Consider the following 15,507-nt stretch of genomic DNA (forward strand, 5'->3'; position numbering starts at 1 on the left):
CAGCAGGAATGCGGCCGGCGGCGTGCATTTGCAAGCGCCGCACGGCCCCTCAGTTCGGTCGCAGCTTGTCCAGGCGATCGGTCAACGCGATCCAGAAAGCAGCAGGCATCTCGGCACGCAGCGGCACGGCGTAATGCCAGTCGTTGCCGAACGCGCGGCACTTCACGGCATCCTTTTCGGTCATCAGCACCGGCAACTGGCTGCCAAAGGACAGATCCTGCGGCTGATAAGCGTGATGGTCGGCAAAGGCATGCGGCACCACGCCGATCGCACGCGCACGCAGCATGTCGAAGAAGCGTTGCGGATGGGCGATGCCGGCCACGGCATGCACGCGCTGGCCGGCGAAGTACGAAAGGGGACGCGCCCGTCCACCGGTCAGCGGTTGTGCGCTGTCGATGTGCAGGGCCATCGGCCATTGGCCGAAGCCGCAGGCCTGGGCAGCCGTCGTTTCATCCGCTTGGCCGAGGTTGACCACGCGGAAATCGCATTCGGCGGCGCGACTGACCGGCTCGCGCAGCGGGCCGGCTGGAATCATGCGGCCATTGCCATAGCGACGCTGGGCATCGACCACCTCGATCTCGATGTCGCGCGCCAGCCGGTAGTGCTGCAGGCCATCATCGCAGACGATCACGTCACAGCCGGCGGCGATCAACGCCTTGCCCGCCGCCACGCGATCACTGTCCACGCGCACCGGCACGCCGGTTTTCCAGGCGATCAGCACCGGCTCGTCGCCACCGAGGGCGGTCGGCGTATCGGCTTCCACCCAACGTGCCTTTTCGGCGTCTTCGCGGCCATAGCCGCGACTGGCCACACCGGGCTTCCAACCGGCTGCCCGCAGGCGCTCGACCAGGGCGATGGTCAGAGGCGTCTTGCCGGTGCCGCCGGCGGTGATGTTGCCGACCACGATGACCGGCACCGCCAGCGCATGGCGCTTGCGCCAGCCACGCCGGTACAGGCGCCGACGCAACGCGGTGACGCCCGCGTACAGCGGTGCCAGCAATCGCATCGGCCAGGGAACCGGGCTGCCGTCATACCAGTACGGCGGGGTCTGGGTACCTTTGCCCGCCATCAGTCCTGCCTTTCGCGGAACTGCATGTTGTGCAGGTGCTGGTACAGGCCACCCATTGACAGCAGCTCCTGGTGGGTCCCGCGTTCAACGATGCGGCCATGGTCCATCACCAGCACCTGGTCGGCATGCTCGATGGTCGACAAGCGGTGCGCGATCACCAGCGTGGTGCGCTCGGGCATCAAACGCTGCAGCGCATCCTGCACCAGGCGCTCGGATTCGTTGTCCAGCGCCGCGGTGGCCTCGTCCAGGATCAGGATCGGCGCGTCGCGCAGGATCGCGCGGGCGATCGCCAGGCGCTGGCGCTGGCCGCCGGACAACAGCGCGCCGTTCTCACCCACCGGTGTCTGCAGCTGCTGCGGCATGCGTGCAATGAACTCCCAGGCATTGGCCGCTTCGGCCGCCGCGCGGATCTGCTCGTCGGTTGCATCCATGCCGTAGGCGATGTTGGCCGCAATCGTGTCGTCGAACAGCATCACCTTCTGGCCGACGATGGCCACCTGCCTGCGCAGGTCGGCCAACGGGTAGTCATCCAGAGCGACGCCGTCGAGCAGGATGCGACCCCCGTTGGGTTCGTAGAAGCGTGGGACCAGCCGGATCAGGCTGGTCTTGCCGCTGCCGGAACGACCGACGATGGCGGTGACCGTACCCGGCCTGGCAACGAAGCTGATGTCGTCCAGGGCGATGCCGCTGTCTTCACGGTAACGCAGCATGACGTGCTCGAAGGCCAGCTCGCCGCGTACGCGCTGTACCGCGTGCTTGCCGTCGTCGCGCTCGACCGGCATGTCGATGATGCTGAACAGGCGCTCGGCAGCGGCCACGCCGCGTGAGATCGAGGTCTGCACGCTGGTCAGCCGGCGCAGCGACGGAATGATGGCCATCATCGAGGTCATCAGGCCCATGAACTGGCCTGCATTGAGCTTGCCGGCCAGCGCCTCGCGGGTGGACACCCACACGATCACCGCCAGCGCCAGCGCCGCCAGGAACTGGACCACGCTGGAGGCGGCCGCGCGGGTCACTTCCACCTTCATGTTCAGTGCCAGCATGCGGTTGGCCAGGCGCGAGTAGCGCGAGATCTCGTGCTGCTGGGTGCCGTGCACCTTCACTTCCTGCTGCGCCGCCAGCGACTGCTCAGCGGTCTGCGCCATGGTGCCCATACCGTCCTGGATGCCGCGGCTGATGCGCCGGTAGCGCTTGCCCACGTAGGAGACGATCACGCCGATCAGCGGCACCACCACCAGCATCGCCAGCGTCACCTTGACGCTCATCTGCAGCATCACCGCCAGCATGGCGATAATGGTGAGGGTATCGGCGACTACGGTCTTGAGCGCGTCGGCGCTTGCCTGGGTGACCTGTTCGGTATCGAAGTTCAGGCGACTGACCATCACCGGCGTCGCTTCGGCGTCGAAGTGCGAGGACGGCAGGTGCAGGTACTTCTGCAGTACCTGTTCGCGAAGGTCGCGGACCACGCTGCGGCCGGTCTTGGCCAGCGTGTAGTCGCTGACCCAGGTCGCCACGCTGCGCATCAGGAACAGGCCGAGGATGGTCAGCGGCAGGATCACCGCCATGCGCGGCTCAGGGTTGACGAAGCCCCGGTTGACCAACGGCTCCATCAGCTTGGTGAAGTGATAGCCGGCCAGGGCTTCGACCACCATCGCGATGACCGCGCCGATCATGAACACCCAGTAGGTGCGGGTATAGCCCAGCAGACGTTTGTAGATCGGCCACACTGGCGCGTGATGGGAACTCATGGACGCACCTCTGGCGCTGTTGCAATGGCGATACGACGGAATCCGAGCTGGCCCAGCGCGTCCTGCGCGGTGACCACGGCCTGGTAGGGAGTGCGCGCGTCGGCACGCAGCAGCACGGTCTGTTCGCGGTCGCTGCCGGCGACAGCCGCAATGGTCTGCTTGACCGACTCGACGTCGCTGCGCAGCACTTCCTGATCGTTGACGAAGTAGCGGCCGTCAGCGTTGATCAGCACGCTCAGCGAGCGCGGCGGCTCGTTGGTCTGCTGCTGGCTGGCGGTCGGCAGCTGCACCTGCAGGGTCGAACGCGCATCGAAGGTGGTGGTGACCACGAAGAAGATGATCAGCACCAGGATGACGTCGATCAGCGGCACCAGGTCGATATGCGGCTCATCCTGGGACCGGTCGTTGCCGATACGCATCGATCAGGCCTTTGCCGTAGCGGCGGAGGACGCGCGCGTGGCGGGTGCCGGGGTCATCACCCCGGGCCGGCCATCCAGCGTATCCAGCAATGCGCTGGCTTCCTGCTCCATCTCCACCACGTAGCCGTGGATGCGGCCCTTGAAGAAACGGTGGAACATCAGCGCCGGGATCGCCACGATCATGCCGGTGGCGGTGCATACCAGCGCCTTGCCGATACCGCCTGCAAGCTGGTTCACGTCACCCACGCCGTGATCGAGGATGCCCAGGAACATCTGGATCATGCCGACCACGGTGCCGAGCAGGCCCAGCAACGGGCCGGCCGAGGCGATGGTGCCCAGCGCGTTGAGAAAACGCTCCATGCGGTGCACCAGGTGGCGACCGGTGTCTTCGATGCGCTCGCGGATCTGGTCGCGCGGGCGATTGCGCGCTTCCAGTGCCGCGGCCAGCAGGGCGCCCAACGGCGAATTGGCACGCAGGGTCTGCAGGTGCGCCGGGTCGAGCTTGCCGCGCGCAGCCCAGTTGCGCACTTCCTGGCCCAGGCCAGGCGGCAGTACCTCGTTACGCCGCAGGGACCAGAAACGCTCCAGGACGATCGCCAAAGCCAGTACGCCCAACAGCAGCAGCGGCACCATCGGCCAGCCACCGGCCTTGACCAGTTCCCACACGTTTCAACCCTCCGGCCCAACGGCCGCTTGTTCGATCGGCGATAGGATAGCAGCCGACCGTGCCCGCCCAGCGGCATCCCACCACCGGGCTGCGTGGATACGCTGTTCACGCAGCTGCAGGCCTTGTGCGCCAAGCCATACGCGGATCGCGCCGGACTCGGCGGTGGACAGCACTTCGGCGCCGGCCGCCTGCCAGCGCTGCACCACGTCACGCTTCGGGTGTCCAAAGCGGTTCTGGTGCCCGGCCGAGACCAGCGCCAACCGTGGCGCCACCGCCTTCACCCAGCCGGGGGTGGAGCTGCCGCCACTGCCGTGATGGGGCACCAGCACCACGTCAGCACGCAGCGCCGCGGCAGCGCCCGCCAGCAGCGCCTGCTCGCCGGGCCGGCCGATGTCACCGGGCAGCAGCACCACCCCGTGCGCGCCGGCGACCCGCAGCACGCAACTGGCCTCGTTGTCGACGCCCTTCGCCGGAGCTGCAGGCAAAGCGGGCGGATGCAGCACCTGAAAATCGACCCCATCCCATTGCCAGCGCAGTCCCTGTTGGCAGGTGCGGGCAGTGGCAATCGCACTGCCCTGTGGCGCCAGTACGTCCAGGCCCGGCAGTTGTCGGCGCAACGCGGCGAGGTTGCCGCTGTGGTCCAGGTGGTCGTGACTGATCATCACCCGTGCCGGCGGCACCTGCCCCAACGCCCGCAACGTCGGCAGCAGTATCCGCTCCTCGCCTCCGCTACCCGCCGGCGGGCCGACGTCGTACCAGAGTGCGTGGTGGGCGGTTCGCAGGAGCACAGCCGCGCCCTGGCCGACATCGTGCACCACCAGTTCCAACTCGCCCTGCTGCGGCACCGACCGTGCCGGCCACAGCAATGGCAGGCACAGCAATGACCCGGCAAGCACCGCACCGGCACCACGCGGCAACAACCACCAGAACACCCCCAGCAACGCCGCCGGCACCGCCCAGGCTGGCCCCTGCGCCAGCCACCACATCGCCTGCGGGTGCTCGGCCAACGGCTGCATCAGCTGCCAACTGCCATCGAACACCCAAGCTGCCGCGCGCCAAGGCCACTGCCCTGCCCCACTAAGCAAGGCCTCCAGAGCGGTTCCCAGCAGGGCCAAAGGCACTACCAGCAGGCTCCACAGCGGAATCACCGGCAGATTCACCAGCGGCCCCAGCCGCGCGGTCCCGCCAAACAGCGCCACTGCCAGCGGCAGCAGAGCGACGCTGGCCACCCCCTGTCCTGCCAGCGCGCCGCGCAGCATCGCGGTGCCCCCCTTCGGCCGCCCCTGCGGCAGGCACCACAACAACCACAGGACGCCGCCGAAACTGAGCCAGAAGCCCGCAGACAGCACCGACAGCGGTGCCGGCAGCAACATCGCCAGCGCGGCCAGCGCCAAGCCCTGTGCCACTGTCACCGGACGGCGGACGACGCGTGCCAGGGCCACCACCGCGATCATCAACGCGGTGCGCACAGTCGGCAGCTCGCTGCCTGCGACAACGGCATATCCGGCCGCTGCCACCGCCGCCGCGCAGGCCGCCGCCTGTGGTCGTGGCCAGAACCCGGCAAGCCCCGGCCAGGACCGCCAGAGAACAGAACACAGCAATGCGGCGAAGCCCGCCACCAGACCGACATGGAAGCCGGAAATGGCGATCAGGTGGGTCAGGCCCAGCGCGCGCAGCTGCGCCCAGTCGATATCGGACAGGCCACGCGTATCGCCCAGCGCCAAGGCCTGGATGAACCGTGCCGAGGGGTGTGCGATCTGCGTGGCGATGGCCGCACTGGTGCGCTCGCGCCAAGCGGGCAGGCCGTGCGCGGGACGCAGCTGCCTCGTGGTGCTGGCATCACGCACGTTGCCACTCGCTGCCAGCCCGTGCAGCAACGCATGCCGTTCGCCATCGAAGCCCCCTGGATTGATACGCGAGCGTGGCGGCCGCACGCGCAGCGACAACTGCCAGTCCGCGCCGGCGTGCAGGCGATGTCTCTGATCAGCCCCGGCGTCGACCGGCCCGCGCCGGGGCGCGTGCCAGAACACCTGCAGCCGCTTTCCACGCAGCATCGGCGTCGCATCGGACGCATCGACCCGGAATTCGAACCGGGTGTATCCAGGCGCTTGCTTCGGCAGGTCGACGACCTGCCCCCGGACCAGCACATCCTGGGCAGCAGCACCGGCCGGCAGCTGCGCCTGCAATGCCCAATGCCCATGGCAGGACGTCCAGGCCAAGCCGAACAGCAGCGCAGCCGCCGCGCGCCCGCGCCAGCGCAGCACCCAGCCCAACGCCGCCACGGCGGCCGCCAGAACAGACAGCCACAGCGGCGGCAACACCGGCAACAGCACGCAGGCCAAGGCACCGGTGACCAGAGCGGCGGCGCACGCGGGGCCCAGCAGCGGCGACAAGGTCCGATCGGCAGCCATCGACACAGCGTGCCGTGGTAGGGCCTCACGCAACCATCAGGCAACTCCCTGCGGTTTTGTCAGCGCCCGACTAACGACGCACGCTGCCGCGGTGGAAGTTGACCCGGAAACTGGCGCCGCCTCCGACAGCCTCGCCCACGCTCACCGTGCCCCCGTGGTGCTGCACGATTTCCTTGACCAGATGCAGGCCCAGGCCGCTGCCGCTGCCGGCGGCACGCAGGCGGTGGAACGGCTCGAAGATCGCTTCGCGGTCACCGACCGGCACACCGGCGCCTTGATCGCTGACCTCCAGCAGGCCCTGTCGGTCCAGACGCACGCAGATGGTGCCGCGTCCGCCGCCGTGGACGATGGCGTTGTGCACCAGGTTGGCGATCACCCGGCCCAGGGCCAGGCCATCACCATGGATCCATACCGGCGTTTCCGGCGCATCCACTTCGAAGCCATAGCCGGCACCCACGACCAGCGGAGCGAGGTCCGCGGCCGCTTCGCGCACGACATGCGCCAGGTCCAGCCGCTGCAACGCTGCGACGTTCCGGTCCAGGCGCTGCAGGTCGAGCAGGTGCTCGGCGACGTTGCCGAGGCGGGCGACATCGGTCAGCAGCTGCGATTTCAACTCTCCCTGCGGCAACTGCGACAAGCGCGCCTGCACCACCGCAATCGGCACCCGCAGTTCATGCGCGGCATCGGCCAGGAACTTGTCGCGTGCTGCGTAGCCCTGCTGCACCTTGTCGATCGCATCGTTGAACGCTTCAACCAGAGGCGCCACCTCGGTAGACACCAGCTGCGCGTCCAGGCGCGCACCGGGCTGGCCGATATCAAGTTCCTTGGCCTGCTGCGCGGACCGGCGCACGCCACGCATGGCGCGGTGGATCACTGTCGGCATCACCAGCAGCGTGACCACGATCAACGGCAGGAAGAACCACAGGCCGATCAACCGCAGCACCATCAATGCGCCATCCAGCAGGCCGCCCTTCGGCGCCCCGCCCACCATCACCGTGATGCGGCGGCCGTCTTCGTTGCGGATCATCACCCGGGCCACGTCCAGGTACGGCGGTACCAGCGACCCCAGCTCGGTGGCGCCCAGTGTCGGCAGGCGGGCCAGCAGCGGCGCGTGGATGGCAGGCAGCGTGCCGCGCTGCAGCCATACACCGCGATCGTCGACCGCGGCAAACCACAGGTTGCCACCAGCATGCGCATCGAGCTTCTGCCAGCGCGCTTCGTCCAGCACCAGCCGGCCGCCTTCGCTGTGCACCGCATTGGCTGCGCTCTCGGCCATGAACATGTCCATGCCCCAGGTGTCCTTGTCGCCCCAGGTCAGGATCAGCGCGACGACGGCGAACAACACCGTGAAGGCCTGCGCCAGGAACAGCCGCCACGCCAGTCCAAGGGTGATCGAACGGATCGGTCGTGCCATCTCAGGCCTCCGCCAGCAGGTAACCGACGCCACGGATCACGTGGATCTCCACGCCTGCCCCAGCCTGCTGCAGCGCCTTGCGCAGCTTTGAAATATGCGCATCGAGCGCATTGGACTGGATCTCATCATCGAATCCGTACACCGCCGCTTCCAGCGCGCTGCGGGTGACCGTGCGCCCCTGCCGCATCGCCAGGGCCTGCAGCACCAGCACCTGCCGCCGCGGCAGTGCGACCGGCTGGCCATCCACCTGTGCCTGCAGCGATTCGAAATCAAACTCCAGCCGGCCCAGCCGCAACCGGGGGGTCACCATTGCCGACGGTCGACGCGATACGGCGCGGATGCGCGCCATCAGCTCTTCGATCGCCACCGGCTTGACCAGGTAGTCATCGGCACCGACATCCAGCCCCTCCACCTTGTCTGACAGGCCCCCCTTGGCGGTGAGCATGATCACCGCCAGGTTCGGCCGCAGGGCACGGGCAGTCGCCACGAAGCCCACGCCATCACCATCCGGCAGCTGCCGATCGAGCAGCATCAGCTGATGCACCGGCTCACGCAGGGCGAGCGCAGCCTCGGCCAGGCTGCCGACCACGTCGGCGACCACACCCTGGCGCTCAAGCCCGGACTGCAGGGCTCGCGAGAGATCGGGGTCATCTTCGACCAGGAGAATACGCATCAGGGGCTCGGCAACCGGAAACGGTGCCGATCATAGTGCCTTCGGCGTGCAGGTGGCGGCGATGCCAGCAGATTGCGCCTGCGCAATGTTCCGACAATGTTGCGCGCGCAGCATGCATCGCCATCCCTGCAACGCACTACTTCGATGACCTCACTGTCCCCCGCCCTGCTGCGCCCCCTGCTGTGCACCGTCGCTCTCTCCACGCCGCTGCTGGCCACCGCGCAGGAACAGGCTCCGGGGGTACAGGCCGGCATCACCTTCGGCGCGACCACTGGCGCCTACGCACACTATGACGACAAGCCGCTGGTGCTGCCGGCGCTGTCTTGGCAGGGCAAGCGCTTCTTCGCCAGCCCCGGTTCGCTTGGCATGAACCTCTACAAGGCCGACGGCCTGCGCCTGTCGGCGGTGGCGACGCCCTACACGTTGCGCTTCAAGACCGACGACGTGAACGATCCGCAGCTGCGCCGCCTGCACAGCCGGCAGATGTCGGCGATGGTCGGCATCAATGCCGACTACAGCGCCGACTGGGGCGCGGTGGCGGCCAGCGTGAAGCGCGAAGTGAGCGGGCATGGCGGCGGTATTGAATCAAGCCTGCATTACAGCTATCCGATCCAGGCCGGTCGCTTCACCTGGGTGCCGCGCGTGGGCGTGGTGCATTCCAGCGCCCGCCTGCTCGACTACTACTACGGCATCAGCGACGAGGAAGCGCTGCGCTCCGGGCTGGCGGCCTACAAGCCCGGCAGTGCCACCTCGCCGAGCCTGCAGATCGCGGTCAGCACGCCGCTGGGTACGAAATGGCGCGCTACCGGCGTCGTCGCCAACCAGTGGTTCGGTGATGCCGTCGAGGACAGCCCGATGGCACGGCGCAGCAGCCAGACATCCGCTTTCATCTCACTGATGCGCGCGTTCTGACCGAACCTGCATCCGCCGCACGGACAACAAGGATCCCGCATGGCCGCCGTCACCCCCACCGCCGATGCCAACGCGATCCTGCGCGCGCCGGATCTGGACAGCGCCGAGCGCGCCTACCTGGGCCTGCTGCCGGACATGGATCATGTGGACGCTTTGACCCGACGTGCACTTGGCCTGTCACGCGCTGCCGATGCTGCGCGCGGATATGCGCTGTCGATGACCTTGGTCGGTCTGCGCCTGCAGGAACTGGAGATGGGTGAGCCGTGTGCAGCCGAGTATCGGCAGGCAACGCTGCGCAGCCTGCGGCAGGCCTTCACCGCCGCCTGAGCATTCCGTCAGCGGCAGGTTGTCCAGGCCAGCACCCCAGACAGCAGTGCGACCCAGATCACGGCCTTGAAGGTGCCTTCCAGCATGTTGCCGCCGAACAGCAGTTCGATGATCGGGTTAGGCCGGGAAACGGGAGCATGGTCACTCATGGTGGCGTCCTGAAATTTGGGAACTGCGTCACCGATGATACAAAAGCTTGACAGTCCTGTTACTGTTTCCGGTATGGTCGATGCAACGCGGCGTTCAAGGATGATCGATGCTCAAGCGTGCACTGTTTCCTGTATTCGCCCTGCTGCTGGCCGCACTGGTCATCATGCTTTCCTGGCAGAACCGCCAGTTGCGGCAGGTCAATGAACAGATGGCGGCACAGCTGCAGCAGACCCAGCTGGATGCGCATGGCCTTGCAACCGGCACCCGACCTGAACTGTTGACGCTGCGGACGACGCAGCAGGCCCATGTCGATATCGGCGGCGCACGCGCCGTGCCGCAGATCCTCTACTTCTTCTCTACCGCCTGCCGTTACTGCCTGGCCTCGTTGCCACAACTGCAGCAGATCGCGGCTGCGCGAGGCAGTGCCGAGCTGGTGGGCGTCGGCCTGCCACCGTACGACCAGCTTGCCGAGTACGCCGGCAAGCACGCGCTGGCGTTCCCTATCGCCGTCGACGATCAGGGCGAAGTCTCCAAACGCTATCGCGCCACGCTGACACCGATGCTGATGGTGCTCGCCGCGGATGGCAGCGTCGCCTACAAGCATGTCGGCCAGCTCGACACAGAGACGGTACAGGCCGTCGCCAAGGCAATGAATCCGGGAAGCCACACCAACTGAAGGAGATACACATGATCGGGAAGAAAACGCTGTTCTCGTCCGTCGCCGGTATCGTCATCGTTGCTGCAATGTCATTCGGTGCCGCACAGGCCTTCGCCACGCCGCTGAAGACTGGCTTCGCACCAGGGTGCGTGGATACCCCAGGGTGCATGTTCGGCGGCAATGGCCGCGCCGGCGGCACGCGCATCTGCTGCGTCGCCAACTGATCCCGCTTCGACACCGCCCCGCAAGCGGTGACTTCATGTTCCATCGCCACTGCAAGGAGATACACATGATCGGAAAGAAGAAGCTGTTCTCGTCCATTGCCGGCCTCGTCGTGGTGGCCGCCATGTCATTCGGTGCCGCACAGGCCTTCGCCACGCCGGTGAAGACCGGCTTCGCGCCGGGCTGCAAGGAACATCCGAGCTGCCCGTACGGCAATGCAGGTTCCCACGGCCTGCTGGTCTGCTGCGACCCCATGTAACCCGCCTCGAAGCTCTGCAAAGGAGATACAGATGATCGGAAAGAAGAAGCTGTTCTCGTCCATTGCCGGCCTCGTCGTGGTGGCCGCCATGTCATTCGGTGCCGCGCAGGCCTTCGCGACCACCCCGGCCAAGGCCGGGTTCGCACCGGGCTGTGAGTACACGCCGGGCTGTCCTTACGGCGGCAACGGCCGCTGGAGCGGCGGACGCGTCTGCTGCCAGGTTCCCTGATCCACCCCATCCAGCGCAGGACCTGACTTCGGCTTCCCGGCCACAGTTCCTGCATGGATGACGCGCTCCGTCTGCACTGGGCGTTGCAACAGGCCGTCCGATTGGGCGGCCGTTTTTTTTGCGGCCCGGATTCATCCTTGCAGACGGCACTTGGCACGCGCTTTTCCGGTCTTCGTCGCATGCCGATTTCACAGCGCAGGCCACGGTGCAACGCTGGACTCCCTTCTCCGGAGCACCGTGCCATGCCGATGCTTGCCTTGCTGCTGTTGATGGCCGGTCTATGCAACCGCGACGCCGGCACCGGACACGATTCGCTGCGCTTGCAGATCCTGCAGGCCGATGCCCAACGCGCCGCTCGCGAGCCCGCCACGCGCGGGCAGACGGAGCGCCAGAGCGTACAGATCCTGCGCCTGAGTGCGGATCGCGTGCTTCAGGTGGCCCATGGTCGCGTGCAGCGTGGAGAGCCTGGGGGACAGCGCGGGCAAGTGCATAGCCGGGGCCTCATGCAACTGTGGCAGCGCGTAGATGGTCATTGGCAGCTGCAGCGCAGCGCCAGTGTCGAGCAACGCGGTTGACGCTGGCAGCAAGCCGGCCAGGCTGAAACGAGCGCGGATCGCAGGCACAAAAAAACCGGCCCAAGGCCGGCTTTCATCGTGTCCACCGCTGCTCCGGCCATGCCGGGAACCGGTGGTGGGCGGTACAGGGTTCGAACCTGTGACCCCTACCATGTCAAGGTAGTGCTCTACCGCTGAGCTAACCGCCCAAATATTCCGTGCAGCCCGCAGGCTGGTGCTTCTACGTAAAAACCCGGCGCCAGGGCCGGGCTTTTCATGCTCACGACAGCCCTCTGGGGGACTTCGTGGTGGGCGGTACAGGGTTCGAACCTGTGACCCCTACCATGTCAAGGTAGTGCTCTACCGCTGAGCTAACCGCCCGTTTGTTGCTTCTGCAGCGCCGCGATTGCGTCGGTGCAGGCCGCGTATATTACGGATGGCGACCGGCAAGCGCAATACTTTTGTGAAGAAAAGCCGTTTTACCGCGTTCAGCCCAGGCTGGCTTCCTTCAGCTGCCTGATCTGGTCGCGGACCCGGGCGGCATCTTCGAATTCCAGGTCCTTGGCATGCTGGTACATCCGCTGCTCCAGGGCCTTGAGGCGAGCGGCCAGCTGCGCGGGACTGAGCGAACGGTAGTCGACCGTGTCCTCTGCCACCCCGGAACGGCCTTTGCCCTTGCCCTTGCGGGACTCCTTCTCGGCAGCGTCCGAGCGTGCGCCCTCCAGCACGTCGACGATCGGCCGCGCCACGGAGCGCGGAGTGATGCCGTGCTCCAGGTTGTACTCGACCTGCTTGGTGCGGCGGCGGTCGGTCTCATCGATCGCTGCCTGCATCGAACGGGTGATCTTGTCCGCGTACAGGATGGCCTTGCCGCGCACGTTGCGCGCCGCACGGCCGATGGTCTGGATCAACGAGCCGGTCGAGCGCAGGAAGCCCTCCTTGTCCGCATCCAGAATCGCCACCAACGAGACCTCCGGCATGTCCAGGCCCTCGCGCAGCAGGTTGATGCCGACCAGCACATCGAACTTGCCCAGACGCAAGTCACGGATGATCTCCACGCGTTCAACGGTATCGATGTCCGAGTGCAGGTAGCGCACGCGGATGCCGTGCTCGGTCAGGTACTCGGTGAGGTTTTCGGCCATGCGCTTGGTCAGGGTGGTGACCAGCACGCGGTCACCGGCCTTGATCCGCTCGTTGGCCTCGCTCATCAGGTCATCGACCTGGGTGCCGACCGGGCGGATCTCCACCACGGGGTCGATCAGCCCGGTCGGGCGCACCACCAGCTCGGCCATGTCCTCTCCGGCCTCGCGGAATTCATACGGACCCGGTGTCGCCGACACATAGATGCTGCGCGGGCAGCGCGCCTCCCACTCCTCGAAGCGCAGCGGACGGTTGTCCAACGCCGATGGCAGGCGGAAGCCGAACTCCACCAGGGTCTCCTTGCGCGAACGGTCACCCTTGAACATGGCGCCGATCTGCGGAATGGTCACGTGCGATTCGTCGATCACCAGCAACGCATCGGCCGGCAGGTAATCGAACAGGGTCGGCGGTGGCTCGCCCGCGTTCTTTCCGGTCAAGTGCCGCGAGTAGTTCTCGATGCCGTTGCAGAAGCCCACTTCGGCCATCATTTCCAGGTCGAACTGGGTGCGCTGGGCCAGGCGCTGCGCCTCGACCAGCTTGTTCTGCGCGTACAACTGCTCCAACCGTTCCTTCAGCTCGACCTTGATGGTCTCCACCGCTGCCAGCACCCGTTCACGCGTGGTCGCATAGTGGGTCTTCGGGTACACCGTGAAGCGCATCAGGTTGCGCATGGTCTCACCGGTGAGCGGATCGAACATCGTGATCTTTTCCACCTCGCCATCGAACAGTTCGATGCGCAGAGCCTCACTGTCCGATTCTGCCGGGAACACATCGATCACTTCACCACGCACGCGGAAGGTACCGCGCTGCAGCTCGTATTCGTTGCGCGTGTACTGCAGCTGGGTCAGGTGATTGATCAGGTCGCGCTGGTCGATGCGCTCGCCCTTGGACAGGATCAGGCGCAGCGACAGGTAGTCTTCCGGTGCGCCCAGGCCGTAGATGGCCGACACGGTCGCCACCACGATCGCATCCGGTCGCGACAGCAGGGTCTTGGTCGCCGCCAGCCGCATCTGTTCGATGTGCTCGTTGATCGAACTGTCCTTCTCGATGAAGGTGTCCGACGACGGCACGTAGGCTTCCGGCTGGTAGTAGTCGTAATAGCTGACGAAATACTCCACCGCGTTGTGCGGGAAGAACGCCTTGAACTCGCCATACAACTGCGCGGCCAGGGTCTTGTTCGGCGCCATGATCAGCGTCGGCTTCTGGATCTGCTGGATGACGTTGGCAATGGTGTAGGTCTTGCCCGAGCCGGTCACGCCCAGCAGGGTCTGCTTGGCGACGCCGGCTTCGAAATTGCTGGTCAGCTTGGCGATGGCGTTGGGCTGGTCTCCCGCCGGCGAATACGGCGAGACAAGTTGAAAACTGTCGCTCATGGTGTTGCCAGGTCTCGGGGAAGGTGAGTATACGGGGCGTCCGGTGACGGTCGGCTGAGGGGAAGCCTGCCTCAAAGATGGGGGTCTGGCTGATGGTGGCAGTCAAGACCTGCAGCCAACCTGTGGCCATGACTGCGGCCACACACCTCCCCCACCCTGCGCGGTTGGCACGCGGCCTTCACCTGCTGGAACTGGTGAGCGTGCTGATGGTGCTGTCGGTGCTCCTGGCCCTGGCCTGGGGACCTTGGCAGCGCACGCTCCGCCACCTGCAAGCGGAATCACTGCGTGCCGAACTGACCAGCAGCCTGGTACTGGCGCGCAATACAGCCATCACCCAGCGCCGAAGAGTGACGGTCTGCGGGTCGGCCGATGGTGTCAACTGCAGCAACGCATGGAGCCAAGGGTGGCTGGTACGGACGGAACCCTCGCCATGGGCAGCCGCGACTGCCGCCGCCGTCATCCATGTGCGGGATCGCATACCGCCGCCTGTGCGGATGGAATCCAGCCAACATCGGCGACACGTGCAGTTCCTGCCGGATGGCCGCAATGCCGGCACCAATCAGTCGCTGGTGCTCTGCGTGGACGGGAAAGAGCACAGCAGGGTGATCGTCAACGTCGGCGGACGCGTACGCAGCGAGCGGCCACGATCTGAAAAGCCTTGCTGAACGCGGCCGATGGCGGATCGAAGAACGAAAAAAGCCGCGATTTCTCGCGGCTTTTTCGAATCTGGCGCCCGAAGTTGGACTCGAACCAACGACCCCCTGATTAACAGTCAAGTGCTCTAACCGGCTGAGCTATTCGGGCGGGGAGGCGCATTCTAGACGCTCATTGCGAGGCTTGCAACACCTTCGTCTCTTACCAGCAACCCGCCACCTTGGCCTCGGTGGGCGTCTTGCGCCCCGCCTGGTCCAGGGTCAGGGTGCCGCACTTGTCCTTGTCCTGGCCAGTCCCCGGCACCGCCTGCAGCGTGAACGCCGATGACGTCGCCGCACCAGACAGCGACAGCGTGTAGTACGACTTGCCATCGCGGGGCGAGACGGTGAACGGCAGAGTCATCCCACTGTACGTGTTCTGCACGGTATGGAAGCGCTCCAGCTGCTGTGCCAGCTCCACCAGATCGGCCTTCGCCTGTGCACGCCGGGATTTGCGTACGTGCTCGCTGTAGGACGGAATGGCGACGGCGGCGAGGATCGCGATCACGGCGACCGTGATCATCAGCTCGATCAGGGTGAATCCGCGGGCGTTGCGGCGGAGGGTAAAGGCGTTCATTCAATGTCCTCGA

At 66.2% G+C, this 15,507-nt stretch carries 18 protein-coding genes and 3 tRNA genes; 7 read left to right on the forward strand and 14 right to left on the reverse strand.

The genetic code is table 11. From position 1 onward, the window contains the following. Window positions 1-49: 49 nt before the first annotated feature. From lpxK to AC1DKR_RS12305, 7 genes are all read right to left on the reverse strand, one after another. Window positions 50-1,069 (reverse strand): tetraacyldisaccharide 4'-kinase, encoded by a 1,020-nt coding sequence (gene lpxK / locus AC1DKR_RS12275; RefSeq protein ID WP_478033062.1) that lies wholly within the window; start codon window positions 1,067-1,069, stop codon window positions 50-52. Beyond that, window positions 1,069-2,817 (reverse strand): lipid A export permease/ATP-binding protein MsbA, encoded by a 1,749-nt coding sequence (gene msbA, locus AC1DKR_RS12280; RefSeq protein WP_089240069.1) that lies wholly within the window; start codon window positions 2,815-2,817, stop codon window positions 1,069-1,071. The genes lpxK and msbA overlap by 1 nt, the downstream gene beginning before the upstream one ends. Beyond that, window positions 2,814-3,236, reverse strand: a complete 423-nt coding sequence (locus tag AC1DKR_RS12285; protein WP_025875217.1) for an ExbD/TolR family protein — start codon at window positions 3,234-3,236, stop codon at window positions 2,814-2,816. The genes msbA and AC1DKR_RS12285 overlap by 4 nt, the downstream gene beginning before the upstream one ends. 3 nt (window positions 3,237-3,239) lie before the next feature. After that, on the reverse strand, window positions 3,240-3,902 hold the full coding sequence (locus AC1DKR_RS12290) for a MotA/TolQ/ExbB proton channel family protein (protein ID WP_108265380.1): 663 nt from the start codon (window positions 3,900-3,902) through the stop codon (window positions 3,240-3,242). Between the two features lie 3 nt (window positions 3,903-3,905). Then, window positions 3,906-6,314, reverse strand: a complete 2,409-nt coding sequence (locus AC1DKR_RS12295; protein ID WP_447944896.1) for a DNA internalization-related competence protein ComEC/Rec2 — start codon at window positions 6,312-6,314, stop codon at window positions 3,906-3,908. Window positions 6,315-6,384: 70 nt separating this feature from the next. Next, entirely contained in the window at window positions 6,385-7,728 is a 1,344-nt protein-coding gene (locus tag AC1DKR_RS12300) for a sensor histidine kinase (RefSeq protein WP_428704139.1), read from the reverse strand. A 1-nt stretch (window position 7,729) separates the two neighbouring features. After that, entirely contained in the window at window positions 7,730-8,401 is a 672-nt protein-coding gene (locus AC1DKR_RS12305) for a response regulator transcription factor (protein ID WP_025875225.1), read from the reverse strand. A gap of 144 nt (window positions 8,402-8,545) precedes the next feature. On the opposite strand from AC1DKR_RS12305, the gene AC1DKR_RS12310 reads away from it, so the two are divergent. Together AC1DKR_RS12310 and AC1DKR_RS12315 are read left to right on the forward strand one after the other, a co-directional pair. Beyond that, window positions 8,546-9,313 (forward strand): MipA/OmpV family protein, encoded by a 768-nt coding sequence (locus tag AC1DKR_RS12310; protein WP_312786234.1) that lies wholly within the window; start codon window positions 8,546-8,548, stop codon window positions 9,311-9,313. A gap of 39 nt (window positions 9,314-9,352) precedes the next feature. Beyond that, window positions 9,353-9,640: a hypothetical protein gene (locus AC1DKR_RS12315; protein ID WP_025875229.1), complete on the forward strand. Its 288-nt coding sequence runs from the start codon at window positions 9,353-9,355 to the stop codon at window positions 9,638-9,640. Between the two features lie 8 nt (window positions 9,641-9,648). Here AC1DKR_RS12315 and AC1DKR_RS12320 read toward each other — a convergent pair whose 3' ends face one another. Beyond that, window positions 9,649-9,789, reverse strand: coding sequence for a hypothetical protein (locus AC1DKR_RS12320; RefSeq protein WP_312786235.1), 141 nt, complete (start codon window positions 9,787-9,789; stop codon window positions 9,649-9,651). A gap of 107 nt (window positions 9,790-9,896) precedes the next feature. Here AC1DKR_RS12320 and AC1DKR_RS12325 point away from each other — a divergent pair, with 107 nt between their 5' ends. From AC1DKR_RS12325 to AC1DKR_RS12340, 4 genes are all read left to right on the forward strand, one after another. Then, the gene (locus AC1DKR_RS12325) at window positions 9,897-10,466 is read left to right on the forward strand and encodes a TlpA family protein disulfide reductase (RefSeq protein ID WP_312107834.1); all 570 of its coding nucleotides are present in this window, start codon (window positions 9,897-9,899) and stop codon (window positions 10,464-10,466) included. Between the two features lie 11 nt (window positions 10,467-10,477). Then, on the forward strand, window positions 10,478-10,672 hold the full coding sequence (locus AC1DKR_RS12330; RefSeq protein WP_312107835.1) for a hypothetical protein: 195 nt from the start codon (window positions 10,478-10,480) through the stop codon (window positions 10,670-10,672). 65 nt (window positions 10,673-10,737) lie between these two features. Then, the gene (locus AC1DKR_RS12335; protein WP_088100374.1) at window positions 10,738-10,929 is read left to right on the forward strand and encodes a hypothetical protein; all 192 of its coding nucleotides are present in this window, start codon (window positions 10,738-10,740) and stop codon (window positions 10,927-10,929) included. Between the two features lie 31 nt (window positions 10,930-10,960). Then, window positions 10,961-11,158 carry a hypothetical protein gene (locus tag AC1DKR_RS12340; RefSeq protein ID WP_025875237.1) on the forward strand — a complete coding sequence of 66 codons (198 nt, stop codon included), beginning with the start codon at window positions 10,961-10,963 and terminating at the stop codon, window positions 11,156-11,158. Window positions 11,159-11,436: 278 nt separating this feature from the next. On the opposite strand, the gene AC1DKR_RS12345 is transcribed toward AC1DKR_RS12340, so the two are convergent. The 4 genes from AC1DKR_RS12345 to uvrB form a co-directional block, all read right to left on the reverse strand. Next, entirely contained in the window at window positions 11,437-11,691 is a 255-nt protein-coding gene (locus AC1DKR_RS12345) for a hypothetical protein (RefSeq protein ID WP_312786237.1), read from the reverse strand. A 155-nt stretch (window positions 11,692-11,846) separates the two neighbouring features. Further along, window positions 11,847-11,921, reverse strand: a tRNA-Val gene (locus tag AC1DKR_RS12350). 97 nt (window positions 11,922-12,018) lie between these two features. After that, window positions 12,019-12,093, reverse strand: a tRNA-Val gene (locus AC1DKR_RS12355). Window positions 12,094-12,200: 107 nt separating this feature from the next. Further along, window positions 12,201-14,225 (reverse strand): excinuclease ABC subunit UvrB, encoded by a 2,025-nt coding sequence (gene uvrB / locus AC1DKR_RS12360; protein ID WP_223494722.1) that lies wholly within the window; start codon window positions 14,223-14,225, stop codon window positions 12,201-12,203. 77 nt (window positions 14,226-14,302) lie between these two features. Here uvrB and AC1DKR_RS12365 point away from each other — a divergent pair, with 77 nt between their 5' ends. Further along, entirely contained in the window at window positions 14,303-14,890 is a 588-nt protein-coding gene (locus tag AC1DKR_RS12365) for a GspH/FimT family pseudopilin (protein ID WP_312786239.1), read from the forward strand. Between the two features lie 62 nt (window positions 14,891-14,952). Here the strand turns inward: AC1DKR_RS12365 and AC1DKR_RS12370 are convergent. Together AC1DKR_RS12370 and AC1DKR_RS12375 are read right to left on the reverse strand one after the other, a co-directional pair. After that, window positions 14,953-15,029: transfer RNA gene (locus AC1DKR_RS12370), tRNA-Asn, on the reverse strand. A 51-nt stretch (window positions 15,030-15,080) separates the two neighbouring features. Beyond that, on the reverse strand, window positions 15,081-15,494 hold the full coding sequence (locus AC1DKR_RS12375; protein ID WP_394195724.1) for a type IV pilin protein: 414 nt from the start codon (window positions 15,492-15,494) through the stop codon (window positions 15,081-15,083). Window positions 15,495-15,507: the final 13 nt, after the last annotated feature.

Source organism: Stenotrophomonas sp. 01N47 (assembly GCF_056399165.1).